Annotated in this window: 16 protein-coding genes and 1 tRNA gene; 13 read left to right on the top strand and 4 right to left on the bottom strand. The window is 58.0% G+C overall.

The window, feature by feature from the left end; all coding sequences use genetic code 11:
• Nucleotides 1-319: 319 nt before the first annotated feature.
• From mtnA to HNR55_RS07145, 6 genes are all read left to right on the top strand, one after another.
• On the top strand, nt 320-1,417 hold the full coding sequence (gene mtnA, locus HNR55_RS07170; protein ID WP_166113077.1) for an S-methyl-5-thioribose-1-phosphate isomerase: 1,098 nt from the start codon (nt 320-322) through the stop codon (nt 1,415-1,417).
• Nucleotides 1,418-1,449: 32 nt separating this feature from the next.
• A complete protein-coding gene (locus HNR55_RS07165; protein WP_166113080.1) occupies nt 1,450-1,947 on the top strand; it encodes an aminoacyl-tRNA deacylase in 498 nt (165 codons plus the stop codon).
• Between the two features lie 156 nt (nt 1,948-2,103).
• The gene (locus HNR55_RS07160) at nt 2,104-2,994 is read left to right on the top strand and encodes a DUF2272 domain-containing protein (RefSeq protein ID WP_166113082.1); all 891 of its coding nucleotides are present in this window, start codon (nt 2,104-2,106) and stop codon (nt 2,992-2,994) included.
• 72 nt (nt 2,995-3,066) lie between these two features.
• Nucleotides 3,067-4,110, top strand: coding sequence for a cysteine synthase A (locus tag HNR55_RS07155; protein ID WP_166113084.1), 1,044 nt, complete (start codon nt 3,067-3,069; stop codon nt 4,108-4,110).
• Nucleotides 4,111-4,239: 129 nt separating this feature from the next.
• A complete protein-coding gene (locus HNR55_RS07150; protein WP_166113106.1) occupies nt 4,240-4,458 on the top strand; it encodes a hypothetical protein in 219 nt (72 codons plus the stop codon).
• Between the two features lie 6 nt (nt 4,459-4,464).
• A complete protein-coding gene (locus tag HNR55_RS07145; protein WP_166113108.1) occupies nt 4,465-5,214 on the top strand; it encodes a class I SAM-dependent methyltransferase in 750 nt (249 codons plus the stop codon).
• 177 nt (nt 5,215-5,391) lie between these two features.
• Here HNR55_RS07145 and guaA read toward each other — a convergent pair whose 3' ends face one another.
• Nucleotides 5,392-6,990 (bottom strand): glutamine-hydrolyzing GMP synthase, encoded by a 1,599-nt coding sequence (gene guaA / locus HNR55_RS07140; protein WP_166113110.1) that lies wholly within the window; start codon nt 6,988-6,990, stop codon nt 5,392-5,394.
• A gap of 228 nt (nt 6,991-7,218) precedes the next feature.
• On the opposite strand from guaA, the gene HNR55_RS07135 reads away from it, so the two are divergent.
• Both HNR55_RS07135 and HNR55_RS07130 read left to right on the top strand, forming a co-directional pair.
• Nucleotides 7,219-7,656, top strand: coding sequence for a hypothetical protein (locus tag HNR55_RS07135; protein ID WP_166113112.1), 438 nt, complete (start codon nt 7,219-7,221; stop codon nt 7,654-7,656).
• 71 nt (nt 7,657-7,727) lie between these two features.
• Nucleotides 7,728-7,804: transfer RNA gene (locus tag HNR55_RS07130), tRNA-Arg, on the top strand.
• Between the two features lie 232 nt (nt 7,805-8,036).
• On the opposite strand, the gene HNR55_RS07125 is transcribed toward HNR55_RS07130, so the two are convergent.
• The gene (locus HNR55_RS07125; protein ID WP_166113115.1) at nt 8,037-9,221 is read right to left on the bottom strand and encodes a lipase family protein; all 1,185 of its coding nucleotides are present in this window, start codon (nt 9,219-9,221) and stop codon (nt 8,037-8,039) included.
• A 149-nt stretch (nt 9,222-9,370) separates the two neighbouring features.
• Entirely contained in the window at nt 9,371-10,708 is a 1,338-nt protein-coding gene (locus HNR55_RS07120; RefSeq protein ID WP_166113118.1) for a PQQ-dependent sugar dehydrogenase, read from the bottom strand.
• A 221-nt stretch (nt 10,709-10,929) separates the two neighbouring features.
• On the opposite strand from HNR55_RS07120, the gene HNR55_RS07115 reads away from it, so the two are divergent.
• On the top strand, nt 10,930-12,525 hold the full coding sequence (locus HNR55_RS07115; RefSeq protein ID WP_166113121.1) for an L-lactate permease: 1,596 nt from the start codon (nt 10,930-10,932) through the stop codon (nt 12,523-12,525).
• 64 nt (nt 12,526-12,589) lie between these two features.
• Here HNR55_RS07115 and HNR55_RS07110 read toward each other — a convergent pair whose 3' ends face one another.
• Nucleotides 12,590-12,886, bottom strand: a complete 297-nt coding sequence (locus HNR55_RS07110) for a putative quinol monooxygenase (RefSeq protein WP_166113123.1) — start codon at nt 12,884-12,886, stop codon at nt 12,590-12,592.
• A gap of 257 nt (nt 12,887-13,143) precedes the next feature.
• Here HNR55_RS07110 and lgt point away from each other — a divergent pair, with 257 nt between their 5' ends.
• From lgt to HNR55_RS07090, 4 genes are read left to right on the top strand one after another with little or no spacing between them, the layout of a single operon-like run.
• Nucleotides 13,144-13,992 (top strand): prolipoprotein diacylglyceryl transferase, encoded by an 849-nt coding sequence (gene lgt, locus HNR55_RS07105; RefSeq protein WP_166113126.1) that lies wholly within the window; start codon nt 13,144-13,146, stop codon nt 13,990-13,992.
• An 8-nt stretch (nt 13,993-14,000) separates the two neighbouring features.
• Nucleotides 14,001-15,029 (top strand): class I SAM-dependent methyltransferase, encoded by a 1,029-nt coding sequence (locus tag HNR55_RS07100; protein WP_166113129.1) that lies wholly within the window; start codon nt 14,001-14,003, stop codon nt 15,027-15,029.
• Complete coding sequence (gene pgeF / locus HNR55_RS07095; RefSeq protein WP_166113132.1) at nt 15,026-15,829, top strand: peptidoglycan editing factor PgeF; 804 nt, start codon at nt 15,026-15,028, stop codon at nt 15,827-15,829. Before HNR55_RS07100 ends, pgeF begins: the two co-directional genes overlap by 4 nt.
• The gene (locus HNR55_RS07090; RefSeq protein WP_166113135.1) at nt 15,826-16,800 is read left to right on the top strand and encodes a hypothetical protein; all 975 of its coding nucleotides are present in this window, start codon (nt 15,826-15,828) and stop codon (nt 16,798-16,800) included. The genes pgeF and HNR55_RS07090 overlap by 4 nt, the downstream gene beginning before the upstream one ends.
• Nucleotides 16,801-16,810 lie beyond the last annotated feature (10 nt).

The following is a 16,810-nucleotide window of genomic DNA, read 5'->3' as shown; positions in this document are numbered from 1 at the left end:
GCATTCCTTTTTCATCTTCTTCAAAAAGATCAAGAAGAGAAAACATTCTTTTAAAAAATTAAAAACAAACCTGTTCGTGGCACATTCCGCAGTATCAGCAAAGCGCGCCCATTTCCCCCTCTACATAACAAAAATGACTGGAAATGCAAAAAAATACTCTCGGCTTTTCAAGAATAGACTGCCTGGATTCAACCATTGCAGACCATATGTTCTATACATGTTCGCAAAACTGTCCTAGCATGAGGATATTGCCCACACACTCAAAGAAACCCTATGATCAGCGAGCGATTTTTATCTCCCGCCATCAGGAACCTTGGTCATGAAAATTAACGGCACACCTTACCGCAGCGTTTGGGTTGATGAAAAAGACGGCTGGTCCGTGCATATTTTTGACCAGACCCGCCTGCCTTTTGCACTGGATATTCTCCAGTTGACCACACCCGGGCAGGTTGCCCATGCCATTAAAACCATGCAGGTCCGTGGTGCCCCGCTTATTGGCGCGGTTGCGGCCTATGGTCTGGCTCTGGCCCTGCGCACGGACAGTTCCGACACCGCACTGGAACAGCAGGCCGCCATGCTGGCCGCCACCCGCCCCACAGCCATAAATCTGGCCTGGGCGATTGAAAGAATGCTGAACCACCTCCGCCCCCTGCCCCCCTCACAGCGGGCCGATGCAGCCTATGCCGAAGCAGGCCGCATCTGTGATGAAGATGCAGCCCAGAATGAGGCCATTGGCCTGCATGGTCTGGAACTGCTGCGCACACTGGCTGCGCAACGCGGCAAGAATGACAGAATTAACATTCTGACACATTGCAATGCTGGCTGGATTGCCACAGTGGACTGGGGCACGGCACTCGCCCCCATTTACATGGCGCACGACGAGGGACTGAACGTACATGTCTGGGTGGATGAAACACGCCCCCGCAACCAGGGTGCTGCTCTAACGGCGTGGGAGCTTGGCAGCCACGGTGTGCCCCACACCGTTATTGCAGACAATGCTGGTGGCCACCTGATGCAGCACGGGCTGGTTGATATGGTTATTGTCGGCACCGACCGCGTCACCCGCAATGCCGATGTCGCCAACAAGATTGGCACCTACCTGAAAGCTCTGGCCGCACGGGACAACAATGTGCCGTTCTGGGTTGCCCTGCCCTCCACTACCATAGACTGGCGCGTGGCTGATGGCATGCGTGAAATCCCTATTGAAGAACGCTCGGAAGCCGAAATTACCCATATCCATGGACGGGATGACAGCGGGCAGATCAGCCGGGTGCAGATTACTCCAGACGGCAGCAAGGCCGCCAATCCCGCGTTTGACGTCACCCCGGCCCGCCTTGTCACCGGCCTGATAACAGAAAAAGGCTGCTGCGCGGCCACACCCGACGGCCTGCTCTCCCTTTTTCCCGAACGAGGCTAGAACCCTGGATCACATTGGAAAAAACGTCTGTTATGCCAAACTCTGATCAAACCCCGACAACCCTGTTCCTGACCGCCCATGCCGTGCCCTACACCATGCATGATTATGATTACGTGTCCGATCCGGGCAGGATCGGCCTGCATGCCGCGGCAGGCATAGGCATTGACCAGCAAAAGGTTTTTAAGACCCTGATGGTGGAAGTCGACAAAAAGCAGGTTGTCTGCACCGCCATTCCGGTTCACCTGAAAATGGACCTGAAAAAAGTGGCCGCTCTTTTTGGCGGTCGCAACGCCCGTATGCTTGGTACTGAAAAAGCTGAAGCACTCACGGGTTTTCAAGTTGGGGGAATCAGCCCTTTTGGCGCACGCACAACAGTGCCCGTTGTGTTTGACGAGAGCATTCTCAAACTGGACAGGCTCTACATCAACGGTGGTGGCCGTGGCCTTATTGTGGAACTGGCCCCGGCAGACGCCATACGCTGCGTGCAGGCCCGGACTGCCAGCATTACCGTGGATACACCCCCGGCCTGAGCAGACAAAAAAGCGCATGAGAGGGTTAAAGGAGCATAAACCCCCTTCCACCCTCCAGAAAGGACGCCTATTCCTTACAACAGGGCTTTGTTCTGCAAGGCGGTCGAACCACTCCGTCCGGCCCCGAACAAGGCTCTGTTCTGGTATGGAGACAAGATGCCACGCAAGCTGACTGTGGCCCTTCTGGCACCTTTGTGTCTGGCGGCCTGCACCTCCCAGCCCTCTTCGGGGGGCGGTACGTCCTCCCGTGGTAGCCGCGTATCAGGCAGCTATGGCGTGAACAGCCATGTGCCGGACTTTGCCACGCGCAATTTTGAACCTTTCAATCCGCAGGATGTCGTAGCCATTGCCATGCGCGAATGGCGCCTGTTTGGCAGCCCGGTTAATGATGATGACCCCGAACAGCGCCCCGAACCACAGGTCGCCGCCATTAAACCCGAGCGAGCGCCCGGCCTGTGGCAGCGCGTAGGCGAATACTGGTGGATCGGCATGGACCCGAACATGACTGAAGCCTCATGGACCGGCAAACACAATGCCGATGGCCAGTTGACGGACTTTGTGCATGACGGTTTTTTTGCATGGTCGGCTGCCTTCATCTCCTACGTCATGCGTATTGCCGGAGCGAATGACCGCTTCCCCTATTCGCCCAACCATTCCACCTATATCAATGCCGCTGCATCGGGGTTGTCCCCCATCCTGCGCGCGCGCGACCCCGCAGCCTATACTCCCAAGGCGGGCGACCTGATCTGTGTGGCCCGTGGGCGTGGCAGACAGAGCATCCGCTTTGCGAGCCTGCCGACTTCCTACGGTTTTCCTGCGCATTGCGGCTATGTCGTGGCCACAGGCCAGAATGGGCCACCCTTTGGCCGCCAGATCAGCGTTATTGGCGGCAATATTGACGATGCGGTCGCCCTGACCCACGTTCCAACGGATGAACAGGGTCGTCTGGCAAGCCCGGCCGGTCAGAGCTACGATCCACGCTATCCTTGGTGTGCGGTTTTGGAGGTGTTATATGATGCACAAGAAGAACCGGATGCAGGCCGGTAGGCCACAGGAGTTTATCTCCTACGCAGACCAGCCCCGATCGACCGACCTGATCATAACAAGCAGGGTATACAGATGACCAAAAGCGCAGCGCCCTCCACCACCCATCCAGGCTGGACTTCACTCTCGCCCGACATGCCCGGTGCGGTAGGTGGAACCCCTCTTATTCTTCTGCGCAAGGCATCTGAAGCAACGGGTTGTCAGATTTACGGCAAGGCGGAGTTCATGAATCCCGGCGGCTCCGTAAAGGACCGTGCGGCCCTTGCCATTATTGACGATGCGGAACGCCGTGGCGTGCTCAAGCCCGGTGGCACTCTGGTGGAAGGCACGGCGGGCAATACCGGCATTGGCCTGACTCTGGTCGCCAATGCCCGCGGCTATAAATGCGTGATCGTCATGCCCGAAACTCAAAGCCGCGAAAAAATCGGCTTTTTGCGCATGATTGGCGCGGACCTGCGCCTTGTGCCCGCCAAACCCTACCGCGACCCGGGCAACTACGTGCATGTCTCCCGCCGTCTGGCGGAAGAAAACGGGTGGGTCTGGGCCAACCAGTTTGACAACACCGCCAACCGCGAGGGCCACCGCGCCACCACGGCGCAGGAAATCTGGCAGCAGATGGGTGGCAAGGTGGATGCCTTTACCTGCGCATGCGGCACGGGTGGCACACTGGCAGGCATAGCCCTTGGCCTGCATGATGCAGCCCGGCGCGACGGCGTAAAGGCCCCACAGATCGTACTGGCAGACCCCGAAGGCTCCGGCCTGTATGGCTGGGTCAAGAATAACGACCTGTCCGTAGCCGGGTCTTCCATTACCGAGGGTATTGGCCAGTCCCGCGTGACCGGCAACCTTGAGGACGCTCCCATTGACGATGCAGAGCGTATTCCCGACCCTGAAGCACTGGACGTGATTTACAGCCTGCTGGGAGAAGAAGGGCTGTCTGTCGGCGGGTCTTCTGGCATTAATGTCGCGGCCGCCATACGCACCGCCCGCAGGCTTGGACCGGGCCATAGAATTGTGACCATTCTAGCAGATGGTGGCGCACGGTATGAATCCAAACTGTTCAACCCGACCTTCCTGCGCGAGAAAAATCTGCCGGTCGCCCCCTGGCTGGATCAGTAAGGTTATGCCCCTGCCCAAAGAAACCCCGTTACGGTCAATTTTTTGGGCAGGCATTGCCAGAACTCCGGATCACGCCTGTTTTCTGGCCCCTATCAAGGAGCACGCCCCCGTTTCTGGCGTGAAATGTTGATGACAAAACTCGGTCTTCCCGGAAGCTGGCCTGTTGCAGTGTTCTGCTGCCTTGTCACCCTGACCATTTCCATTGCCGCGTTTTGTATCGGCATTGTTGTCATTCAGGATTTTAACATCTTCCCCGGCCTTCTCTGGCTTTTTATTTCAGCACTTACGTTGTGGCTGTCAGATGTCTGCATAGATTGGCACAACCGCCCGCCATCGCATGACAGCTAGATTTTTATGGTACAATCTACTTCATCCACACCACCCGGCAGTGATGGCCTGACCTGTTATGAAAAGAAGCAGGCTTTCAACCCGCTGGTTTCTTACCTGCATACTACCCGATACAAGCATTTAATCCGGCTGTTTACCAAGCTGTCCACCCAAGCCCCATCCCGCACCTTACGGGTGGTGGACATAGGCTGTGCACATGCCAAAGCGTTCCATATCCTCAATAGCCGCTTCAACATCACCTATATCGGCATAGATCAGGATGAGACGTTAAGCGGCATTGCGCGGGCAAGGTATTCGGAGCATCCGAACTTTAAAATCATCACGGGGTCCATCGCCGACCACTATGACGAATTCCAGAATACCGATGTTATTCTTGCACTGGAAACTCTGGAACACATTCCGGAAAATCTTGTTGTCCGCATTATAGAGCAGATAGCCCTTGCTCAGCCTGCGGCTTTTATGTGCTCGGTCCCTAACGAAGTCGGCCCGATTATTCTGGTCAAGAACATTGGCTCCCTGCTCACCGGCTATATGCGGCACAAGGAATACACATGGGCCGAAACCCTGCATGCCGCACTGTTCAATCTGGATAAGGTGGAAACGCACGGCACGGGCCACAAAGGGTTTGACTGGCGCTGGCTGGCACAGACCATCCGCCACAACATGCGGATCGACCAGATTCATACAAACCCGTTTGACTGGCTCCCCAAAACATTCTCACTTTCCATCATCTTCATTTGCCTGCGCAAACCCTGATGATTTGAGCTTTTACGCACGCCCGGCCTTTCAACCTTGTGCAAAACTCACCCCGACACCTCTTTTGTTGGCAAAAAAAACAGGGCACACCCTTATGGATGCGCCCTGGTTCTAAATTGCAAAACCCTACCTCAGCCGCTTACAGAAAGATTACCTGCCAGAGTGGCTGTGTAACGCTTATTCCCACTCAATCGTGCCAGGGGGTTTGGAGGTGATATCGTATGTCACGCGGTTAATGCCGCGGACCTCGTTAACAATCCGCCCGGCCACTCTGGTCAGGAAGCTCATGTCAAACGGGTAGACATCTGCCGTCATGCCGTCTGTGCTGGTTACGGCACGCAGGGCACAGGCCTGATCATACGTGCGGCCATCCCCCATAACGCCCACGGTGCGCACGGGCAGAAGCACGGCAAATGCCTGCCAGATGGCATCGTACAGACCAGCCGCGCGGATTTCTTCCAGAAAAACGGTATCCACCTTGCGCAGCAGATCCAGTTTTTCACGCGTGATGTTCCCGGGAATACGAATGGCAAGCCCCGGACCGGGGAACGGATGCCGCCCGACAATAACTTCCGGAATCCCGAGCTCACGCCCCAGATCGCGCACTTCGTCCTTGAACAGTTCACGCAGTGGCTCCACCAGCTGCATGTTCATGCGTTCGGGCAGGCCACCAACGTTATGGTGGGACTTGATGGTGACAGACGGGCCACCCGTAAAGCTTACGCTCTCGATCACATCGGGGTAGAGGGTGCCCTGAGCAAGGAACTGCGCGCCGCCGAGTTTGGTGGCTTCTTCCTCGAACACTTCCACAAACAAACGGCCAATGGTCTTGCGCTTGATTTCCGGGTCTGTCACGCCATCGAGCGCGCTCAGGAAGATGTCAGACGCATCCCGATGAATAAGCTGGATGTTGAACTGGCCACGGAAGGTTTTGATAACATCATCCGCCTCCCCTGCACGCAGCATGCCGTGATCGACAAAAATGCAGGTAAGCTGTTCGCCAATGGCTTCGTGGATCAGCACGGCAGCAACGGAGGAATCCACACCGCCGGACAGGCCGCAGATTACCTTGCCTGTCCCTACCTGAGCGCGGATACGGGCAATTTCCATTTCGCGGAAACCCGCCATGGTCCATGACCCAGAGCAGCCTGCCACGTTGTGCGTAAAGTTTTCCAGCAGTGCGGCACCGTGCGGCGTGTGCACGACCTCGGGGTGGAACTGCACACCGTAAAGGCGACGCCCTTCATCCGCGATCACCGCAAACGGCGCACCCTGACTGACCGCCACCGTGCGGAACCCCGGTGGCAATGCAACCACCCGGTCACCATGGCTCATCCAGACCTGCTCACGCCCACCGCGTGCCCATGCCCCACGGAACAGGGCGCAATCTTCTACAATATCAACAAAGGCGCGGCCGAACTCACGGTGTTCCCCGCTTTCCACTTCCCCGCCCAACTGCTTGCACATGGCCTGCTGACCATAGCAGATACCCAGAACGGGCACTGCCATCTCAAACACCACATCCGGAATTCTGGGGGCATCGGGCCCATTTACGCTGGCCGGGCCGCCGGACAGGATAATGCCACGCGGAGCAAAAGAACGTATTTTTTCAGCGTCTGTCGTAAAAGGCCAGATTTCGCAATACACACCGCTTTCACGCACACGGCGGGCAATCAGCTGCGTAACCTGACTGCCAAAATCCAGAATCAGAATACGGTCATGGTGCAAGGCTTCATCCAGCACAACAGGTGAAACGGGCTGAGCGGCATCGGACATGGGTCATGGTTCTTTCTGGTCTGCGTCAGGGTTGGCTTTGCTTGTGCTGTGGCGACAAACACGCTCAAGGCCCACCACCAAGTAAGTATGACAGCGGATATAAAGCCATGCAGCGGGCTCGTCACCCTATAAAAGCCAGAAGAACGAGCAAATCTGTTTTCCGCCCGGGCTTGCCACAACCTGCTTATCACCCCAGATTCAGGCTGACAGCACAGGAGAGCACCGAACATGAGCACCAGACACTTGCAGTTATGCGGATACGCCGTCCTGCTGGGCATGGGGTTGGCAGCCTTTAGCCCCGCACAGGCCGCAACCTCCGCCGCCAATGATCCGTATGGGGACTGGACAGGCACTCTGGTGGCGGACAAAGGTCTCGACTGCCCAACCGAAGGGCTCTCCTATATGCAGATCCAGCCCACGCGCATGATTTTTGTGCCCCAGATGGGCAATCTGGTCCTGCATGGTGTCCCCAACAAGGAGCGCCAGCACTACCACGCCCAGCTTATCCTGACCGATGCCCGCAAGCAGCCTCTACCCATCGTTTTTGAGGCCCATCCGATAGACGACACGTTTGAAGGCATTTACGGCACCCCTACCTGCCGCGCGCACATCATACTCCGCCGCCCGGAGAACCACCCGCTGGATAACTTTTTGAACCGAAATTAGAAAAAAAATCAGAAATATCATTTTTAGGGGTTGCCGAGGTCAGGATGCTCGGCTAAACACCGCCTCACAGTGCACCCGTAGCTCAACTGGATAGAGCACCAGACTACGAATCTGGGGGTTAGGAGTTCGAGTCTCTTCGGGTGCACCACACTTTCCCTAAAATAAAAATGCCTGCCGTAGAAAGCAGTTTTGCTGTTTCTGCCCATTGCAGAGCACTCCGACTCATTCTGGCAGCCCTTATTCTGGCTTCAGGATAACGAGCAGGCTCCAGAGCGTAATACTGTGCAAAGCCCGTACGCTGCCTGAAACAGGTCCGGGTATTCAACAGGAACCGGAACACTGCGTAATGCTCCGGTTTCTGCCTGCTGTTTTACAAAACCTTATTGCGCAACCGGCCTGCACACCGCCTGAACAGGCTGGCCATTCATGACTGCTGTGGTAAAGGCTGCGGAATCCGCCATGGAGGCCAGAACAGCCTGAGAGTGGTCCTGCCCCTTATACAGATGCGCCTGCACAACAGTGCCCGCCTTGCAGGCATCCTTGACCAGCATAAGCTGTCCCTGAGGGGCCACGTCCCTGTCTGTCATGCCAATACCGACAAACAGCGGCACATCAAGCCTGAGCGTGGGGAACAGCATGCCTTTGAACGCAGGCGCCATAGCTTGTAGCAGGGTCGGTTCAAACGCATTGGCCCGCGTCAGCCCTTCGGTTTTTATACGCTCCATCAACGGGCGGGCGCATATTTCCGATGCAGCATGGAATGCGGGCATGGCGCGCGGCGTAAAAGCCTGCTCCGGATTGAACGCGGGGTTAAGCCCGGCCTCGGAGGCGCCCATCAGCAAGGCATAAGCGACAACCGGGTCTATGCCGCTTGCACTGTTCTGTGGTTTGGCATGCAGGACGAACTTGATAACTTCAGGCGACATATAGGGAATACCCGTGGCCACCACCCCACGCACATGCAATGCCGGAGCGTACGCCGGGGCATAGGCCGCAGAGGCAAAAGCCGCTCCCGCCCCCTGAGACTGCCCCACGATCATGATCGTGTTGCTCAGGTCAGGCAGACCAGCCAGTGCAGCCTTTACCCCATCAAGCACACTGTACGCTTCCGCACGGGCGTTCAGGTAAGGGTGTATGCCATCACTCCCCAAGCCCTGATAATCGGTCGCGACAATGGCAAACCCACGACGCAGCCATTCGCCCAGATATGTCTGGTCCCGCGCGGAGCGAGGGTTGAGAGAGGGCGCGCAACTTCTGGCAACCCCCACCGTGCCGTGTGCCCACGCCACAATAGGCCACCCCCCCTGTGGGGCCGGGCCCGCAGGGTAAATGACAACCCCCGTAACCGGCACCAGCCCAACGCCCGACACCCCGTTGGTGGACAGATACTTCATGCTAAAAGCCGGACCACTCCCCGCAACCCCAAGCTCGGGTGCAAGTGGCTGGTGCTGCGTTAATGCACCACTAACCGGCACAGGTGGGGCCGGAACCTGCGGTGCTGGCGTCTGGCACGCCGCCAGAGCAAGCAGGGAAGCAGCAGCAACAAGACGTGGTACGGATTTCATGAAATACCCCTTGTACGGGACTTACGCGCCCCACATTGCAAAAAACGGCAGAAATGCAAACACTCTGCCAATTTTATGCCTGTAGAGTTTCATTATCCCGCCCCGGACGCAAGGGCGCAAAAACCCCAACACTTCCGTTGCAGACCGGCTCAGGGGGCTTCGGTCACGCGCCAGATGGTATTCCCTACATCATCAGCAACAAGGAGTGCGCCATTCTGGTCAATGGCCACGCCCACAGGCCGCCCACGCACATGATCCTGATCGGGGGTGAGAAAGCCTGTCAGCACCTCCTGCGCCGCGCCATCGGGTTTGCCCGCGTTAAAGGGAATATAAATGACCCTGTAACCACTTTTGGGCCTCCGGTTCCACGACCCGTGCTGCCCGATAATAACACCCTGACGCATGGCTGCGGGCAACAGCCGGGCGGTCTCTGTAAATGTCAGGCCGAGGGATGCGGTATGCGGGCCGAGTGCATAATCGGGCACCAGTGCGGTGGCGACCAGATCGGGGCGTGGTGGGTTCACCCGCACATCCACATGCTGACCGTAATAACTATAGGGCCAGCCGTAAAACCCTCCCTCCTGCACAGATGTCATGTAATCCGGCACAAGGTCACTGCCAATTTCATCACGTTCATTGACTGCCACCCATAAGGCACCGGTTTTGGGCTCCCACCCCATGCCATTCGGGTTGCGCAAACCTGTTGCGTATGGCTCCAGCTTTCCGGTTTGCAGGTCAAGCCTGTCAATCCGCGCGCGGCCTTCCTCCACCGCCATGCCGTGTTCGGCCACATTACTGTTGGAGCCGACGGTCACGTATAAAAACCGCCCGTCCGGACTGGCCAGAATGTTCTTGGTCCAGTGGTGGTTATACCCTGCTGGCAGATCAGTCACTTTTACAGGCTCGGCCGTAATATGCGTATCCCCCGGATGGTAGGGGAATTTTACAATGGCATTGGCGTTAGCCACGTAAAGGTCATTCCCGACCAGCGCCATGCCAAAAGGGGAGTAAAGATGGTCCAGCAGAACCGTTTGTAGTGTTGCTGTCCCCTGCCCTTTTTCATCACGCAGGAGCATAATCCTGTTGGGGCTGGGTTCCCCCGCGCCAACAGCCCCCATGATAAGGCTGGCAATACGGTTCTTGACTGTCTGGATATCCGTGCCCGGAGAGTTGCTCTGGGCGACCAGCACATCCCCATTGGGCAGGACATAGAGCCAGCGCGGATGGTCCAGCCCCGTGGCAAAAGCCGTAACACCAAGCCCGGGGGCGGGAGTCGGATGTTCTCCTTTCCGCCAGCCAATGGGGTTGGCAATGTTGACCGTAGGCAAGAGCCGGGGCGCGGGAGCAGGCAGCACAGGGGCAGGACCCATGCCCTGTTCAACAGCCAGCCTTGCCCGCTCCGTGCGGGAATACTGCACGCCACCCCCAACCACCGCAGCCAACACAACCAGCGCGCCACCCGCCACCCATATTCTTCGCGACCCCATAAATCCGCCCTCCGTACAGCGCACAACACATAATCCATGATAACCCGAACGCAGCATGTGGGCACAGGTTTGCACGGCAGAAACCGCACTGGCAGGCGGCTCACAGGAACACCCTGCATGATATAACACGAAATTTTATTGCATCTTCACACAGGAGCACGTGTTACTTCAAACGCTCTCTCCATCACGAGAGAGATACAACGCCTTGTTTGAGAACAATCATGTTCATACAGCCTCTTGCTCCTGTGGGTCACAGCCTGCTGCTTTCCTTTATTGTTGCAGCCTGCCCCATTCTTGTTACCCTGTTTCTTATGGGGGTTTTGCGCCGCCCTGCCTGGCAGTCCTCCCTTGGAGGGCTGGTCGTAGGGTTGGTTATTGCCATTGGCCTGTGGGGCCTGCCCCCTGCACTGGCCGTGGCCAGCATAACCAATGGTATGGTTTTCTCGCTGCTGCCGGTCATGTGGATCGCGCTGTGCGCCCTGCTTCTGTTTAACGTTGCCGTCCATAATGGACGGTTTGACGCGTTCAGGGGCTGGATTATCCGGCATGTCCCTAATGACCGCCGTATTATCCTGATCGTGCTTGGCTTCTGCTTCAGCGCAGCGCTGGAAGGGGTTGCCGGGTTTGGCACACCTGTTGCCATTACAAGTGCGTTGCTGATCATGCTGGGTTTTCCCGCACTGGACGCGCTGACCTATGTGCTCATCTTCAACTCAGCGCCCGTGGCCTTTGGGGGGCTGGGGATTCCCGTAACCGTGCTGGGCTCCATTACCGGGCTGCCGCCAGATGTGCTTGGTGCGACCATTGGCCGCCAGCTGACCCCCTTTGCCTGCCTTATTCCGTTTTATGTTATGGCGCTTTACGGTGGGTGGCGCTCCATACGGCAGACATGGCCCATTCTGCTTGTCGCCGGTGGAAGCTTTGCCCTGACCCTGCTCGTCATTTCCGGCGCGGGGCTGTACAGCCTGAGCAACGTACTGTCTTCCAGCGTGTCTCTTGTAGCCAGCATTGTGTTCCTGCGCTTCTGGCAGCCTGCGCCTGACCCCGCGTACGCCATAGACCTCAGCCAGATCAATGCGGAAAAACCTGCCAACGCAGCCCCCGTGCCGCTCTGGCAGGGCTGGATTCCATGGGTTACGGTGATTGCCGTGGTCATTGCATGGGACGCGCTGCACATTGCCCGCATTGGCGCGCTGCCCGTACACTGGCCGGGGCTGGACAATGCTGTCTTCATATCGCTGTACAAATCCGTTTATGCCGCGGTCTGGAAGTTTGAACCCCTTGGCACGGGCACGGCCATTCTGGTTGCCGCCATTCTGAGCGCCCTGCTCACCCGCACCACGTTGCGCCAGTTTGGCGCGGCCATTGCCACAACCGTACGACAGGCATGGCTTGCGGTTGTAACCGTAGCACTGACCATTGGTCTGGCGTTTTTGATGAACTATTCGGGCATGACCTACACGCTGGGCTATGCGGTGTCTTCCACCGGCATGTTCTTCCCGCTTGTTTCGGTCTTTCTGGGCTGGGTGGCCGTCTTCCTGACCGGAAGCGACACATCGGGCAATGCGCTCTTTGGCAACCTTCAGGTTGCTGCCGCACACCAGCTCTCGCTTGACCCTGTTCTGTTTGCCTCGGCCAATTCCTCTGGCGGGGTCATGGGCAAGATGATCTCACCCCAGAACATTACTACCGGTGTATCCGTAACCTCACTCAAAGGGCAGGAAGGTGCTGTGCTGGCCCGCACATTCAAGCACAGCCTGTTCCTGACCTTCTGCATCGGTGTGCTGGTGGTTATCCAGCAGTTTGTCCTGCGTTAGCCACTCCGCCAGCGCCCCTACTACCAAGGGGAGCGCTGGCCCTTCAGGCTACTGATTACTCGCTTCAGGCTATTGGTTGCAGGATATGCACCTGCAAGGGGGTTTCAAGCAGCCCTTCCAGCGCGGCGGCCAGTTGTTTGAAGTGCGGTGTTTCCATATGGTCGGCCAGAGCCTGCCTGCTGGCCCAGCGTTCAATAAAAATCAGTGTCTGCGGGTCATCCAGATCCCGGTTAGGCACATACTGGCGGTTTGTGGCCTCCGCGCGGGACGCGGGCACACAGGCCGCCATGGCTTTTGCAACAGCATCCTCACAACCCGCTTTGGTCTTGAGAATGGCAACGACCGTAATTTCATCGCTCATGGGTAAAACCTTCTGTCTTCTCAAAAAGGGATAATACCGGGCATGATAGAAAACTGAGACTCCCCTGACTACCGGCTTATTGCCCAGTTTTTGCACGTTCATGTGCGTTGCCACGCATTTGCTGGCTTGGAGGGAGCAGGCACGCCCTTTATAGTCCCGCCTAAGCCCTACCCTCTGGTGGGCCGGTTGCTGCTCTGGCCCGCCTGAGCGCAGACCACCCCGATCTCTGGCCCCTCACGCACCGGATTGACCTTTCCATGCTTCCTGTTCTGATGTTTCCACAGTTCGACCCGGTGCTGGTGCATTTCGGGCCATTGGCCATTCGCTGGTATGCGCTGTCCTATATTCTGGGCATTGTGCTGGGCATCATGCTGCTGCGTAAACTGCTGGCCCTGCGCCCGCGTGCTGGCACAACCGAACTGGCGGACGATTTTCTAACATGGGTGACCATTGGCGTGCTTGTAGGGGGGCGACTTGGTTACGTACTGTTCTACCAGCCCAGCTATTACCTTAGTCATCCGCTCTCCATACTGGAAGTGTGGCACGGAGGCATGTCCTTCCATGGGGGAGCGCTCGGGGTCATTACCGCCATGGTGCTGTTTACCTGGCGCTATAAGCTGAACTTTCTGGCTTTTGCAGACCGCGTGACCGTGGCTGTACCCATCGGGCTGGGGCTGGGGCGTCTGGCCAACTTCATTAACGGGGAACTCTGGGGTCGCGAGGCCCCGGCAAGCCTGCCATGGGCCATGATTTTCCCTACCGGGGGGCCAATCCCGCGCCATCCTTCCCAGCTTTATGAATCCCTGACCGAAGGGCTTTTGCTGTTTTTAATCCTGTTCACCGCCTCCCGCCGCCAGTCGGTGCGGGAACATCCCGGTTTTCTGGCGGGCATGTTTCTGGCAGGATATGGCTGTGCACGCTCCTTTTGCGAGTTTTTTCGCGAGCCGGATTCCTTTCTTGGCTACCTGCCCGGCGGCATTACCATGGGGCAACTGCTCTGCCTGCCCATGCTGGTCGCAGGCATTGGCCTGATGCTGTACGCCCGCCGCCAGCCCGTTTACGCTGGCCTGCCCGACCCGCAAGATCAACCTGCTGAAAAAAACTGAACGGACCTATGGCACCACACATCTACCACGCAGAGCGACTTGACCACTTTATGGCGCGGGTAAACGCCGAGTATTACGCCGAGACACCGTTCCTGTCGGACTTTATTACCGCGCCAGAAATTTCTCAGGTTTTTGGCGAACTTCTGGGTGCGTGGGCCATTACGGTGTGGCAAGGCATGGGCAGCCCCGCCAAGATCATTCTGGCCGAAGCTGGCCCGGGGCGGGGTACGCTCATGGCCGATGCCCTGCGTGTGATCACCTGCCAAGCCCCTGCCATGGCGCAGGCGCTCAGTGTGCATCTGGTCGAAATATCCCCCCGTCTGCGGCAGGTCCAGGCAGAAATACTGCAGCCTTATACCCAGCCCGTATGGCACAAACACGTCGAGGACATCCCCGCAGGCTCCATGATCCTGCTGGCCAACGAGTTTCTGGACGCCCTGCCCGTGCGGCAGTTCATCCAGACCAGCACGGGCTGGCATGAGCATTATGTGGCCAACAAAACGCTGGAACTGATCGCCTGCCCCCCACCCACCCTGCCGGACAGCCGTGTGCTCGAACCCAACACGGTTGTGGAAGTCTGCGAACAGGCCCAGCACATTGTGCGTGGCCTTGCCCACAGGTTTACCCATTCCCCCGGTGTGGCGCTGTTTATTGACTATGGGCACAACACAAGCTCCACCGGGGATTCGCTTCAGGCCCTGCGCCATGCCCGCCCGACCCATCCGCTACAGGCGGAGGAAGGTGAGGCAGACCTGACCACCCATGTCGATTTTACAGCCCTGCTTGCCGTAGCCCGCGAAGGCGAGGCAGCCACTTATGGGACCGAAAACCAGGGTGATTTTTTGCAGCATCTGGGCATTATGGAACGCACCGAGCAACTGGCACGCAACGCCGCACCACAGGATGCAGCCATGCTGCGCTCGGCCGCAAACCGGCTGGTCGCACCAGATAAAATGGGGCATCTGTTCAAGGTCATGGCGCTGGCCAGCCCCTCCCTGCCTACGCCTCCCGGCTTTACGAAAGGTCCGGTTGCATGAGCTGCTCCTCCACCGCCCCCACTGGTCTGGCACCCCTGACCAGCCCCTTGCTGGGGCAAGCCCGGCATGGCTTTTTCACCCGTGAGGGCGGTGTGTCCAGTGGCCCGTATGCCAGCCTGAACTGCTCCACCCGATCAGGCGACAGTGCAGAAAATCTGGCGCGTAACCGCCAGCTTGTTGCCAGCCATATGGGTGTGCAGGCAGACTGCCTGCTGGGTGTAACACAGGTGCATGGCCCAGTCGTTATCACCGCCACCAGCCCATGGCCTGCGGGCACCGGCGCTGCGGCAGATGCACTGGTAACCAGCAACCCCGCACTGGCCATAGGGGTGATTACGGCAGACTGTGCCCCGGTCCTGTTCAGCACTGCGCAGGGTACCGTTGTTGGTGCGGCCCATGCAGGCTGGCGCGGTGCATTAAGTGGTGTGCTGGAAGCAACAATAGAGGCCATGCTCCCCCTTGGCGCCGTGCGGGAAGATATACGCGCCGTGGTTGGCCCCTGCATTGCGCAGGAAAGCTACGAAACAGCCGAGGACATGCACACCGCCATTACAAGTGCTGACAAACAGGCTGCCCGTTTTTTTGCTCCCGGCAAACAGGCAGGCCATTACCAGTTTGATCTGGCCGGATGGTGTGTCTTTCGCCTGCAACGTGCAGGGCTCAGGCATGTCGCCGCTCTGGGGGTGGATACACTGAGTGACGAGACACGTTTTTTCAGCCACAGACGGCGCACGCTGGCTGGGGGCGGCCCCATTGGACACCAGATTTCTGTTATCGCCACGGGAACCCGCAACGGATGAAACGCCGCCAGCAGCCTTTACGCCTAGCCTTTTCCTGTTCCGCCCTGCTGTTGCTGGGCGGCTGCCTTGATGTGCCACACCCCTTTGCACATTCAGGCAAAAACGGGCCGGGACTGGCTGCCAATGCCCCCCCTGCGCGGCTGGATGTCCCCACGCCCCCACCCAATGCCCTGCTCTCCGACGCCAATGCCAGCCTATGGGCCAAGGATGTCGCACAGGCACTCCTCCAGCAGACCATCCCGGCCATTGCCCAGCCCACACGCAAGGGGGACTGGTGGCTAAACATGAAGGCTGAGCTGCGCAACGGGCAGATTGTACCCATTTATACAGTCATGACCCCCAAAAATACGGTTCGCGCCACACAGGAGGGTCAGCCGGTTCCTGTAGAGCAATGGTCTGCGGGGGATGGATCATTCTTCACGCTGGTTGCGCAGGATGCGGCCAGCCGTATTGCCGCGGTCCTGACGGGTATTCAGGCTGATGATATGGACAAGGACCCGCACAGCCTTAAGCACCGGGCCGCGCGTGTGTATTTTACAGGTGTTACCGGCGCTCCGGGCGATGGCAACACATCACTGGCGCAAGCCTTTGTCGCCTCATTCTGGGATAGTGAAGATACAATCCAGAATTCGGCCAGAAATGCCGACTTTATTGTAAACACCACCGTAAAGCTCTCGCCCGGCCCGGCTGGCACTACAGGGCACCCTCAGGAACACATCGAAATTGTCTGGCATGTTGTGGATGCAAACGGCAAGGAAGCCGGGGCAGCCACACAACTGCATGACATAGATGCCCATTCGCTCGACCAGTATTGGGGGGATGTCGCCGTAGCAGCAGCGCAGGAAGCCGCCGCAGCCACAAAACAGATTATTGACCGTTATTCCGGTCGGGACAATGCCCCTCTTGCTGCCCCCGGCACATCCAAACCGGCCCCGGCAATCCCTTCCCCCCCATCCGCTCCGGCGGGTTGACCCAAGCGCT

The sequence above is a fragment of the Acetobacter lovaniensis genome (assembly GCF_014207635.1).
Lineage (GTDB): Bacteria > Pseudomonadota > Alphaproteobacteria > Acetobacterales > Acetobacteraceae > Acetobacter > Acetobacter lovaniensis.
The sequence above is the reverse complement of the archived record's forward strand: the minus strand, read 5'-3'. Positions and strand labels throughout refer to the sequence as shown.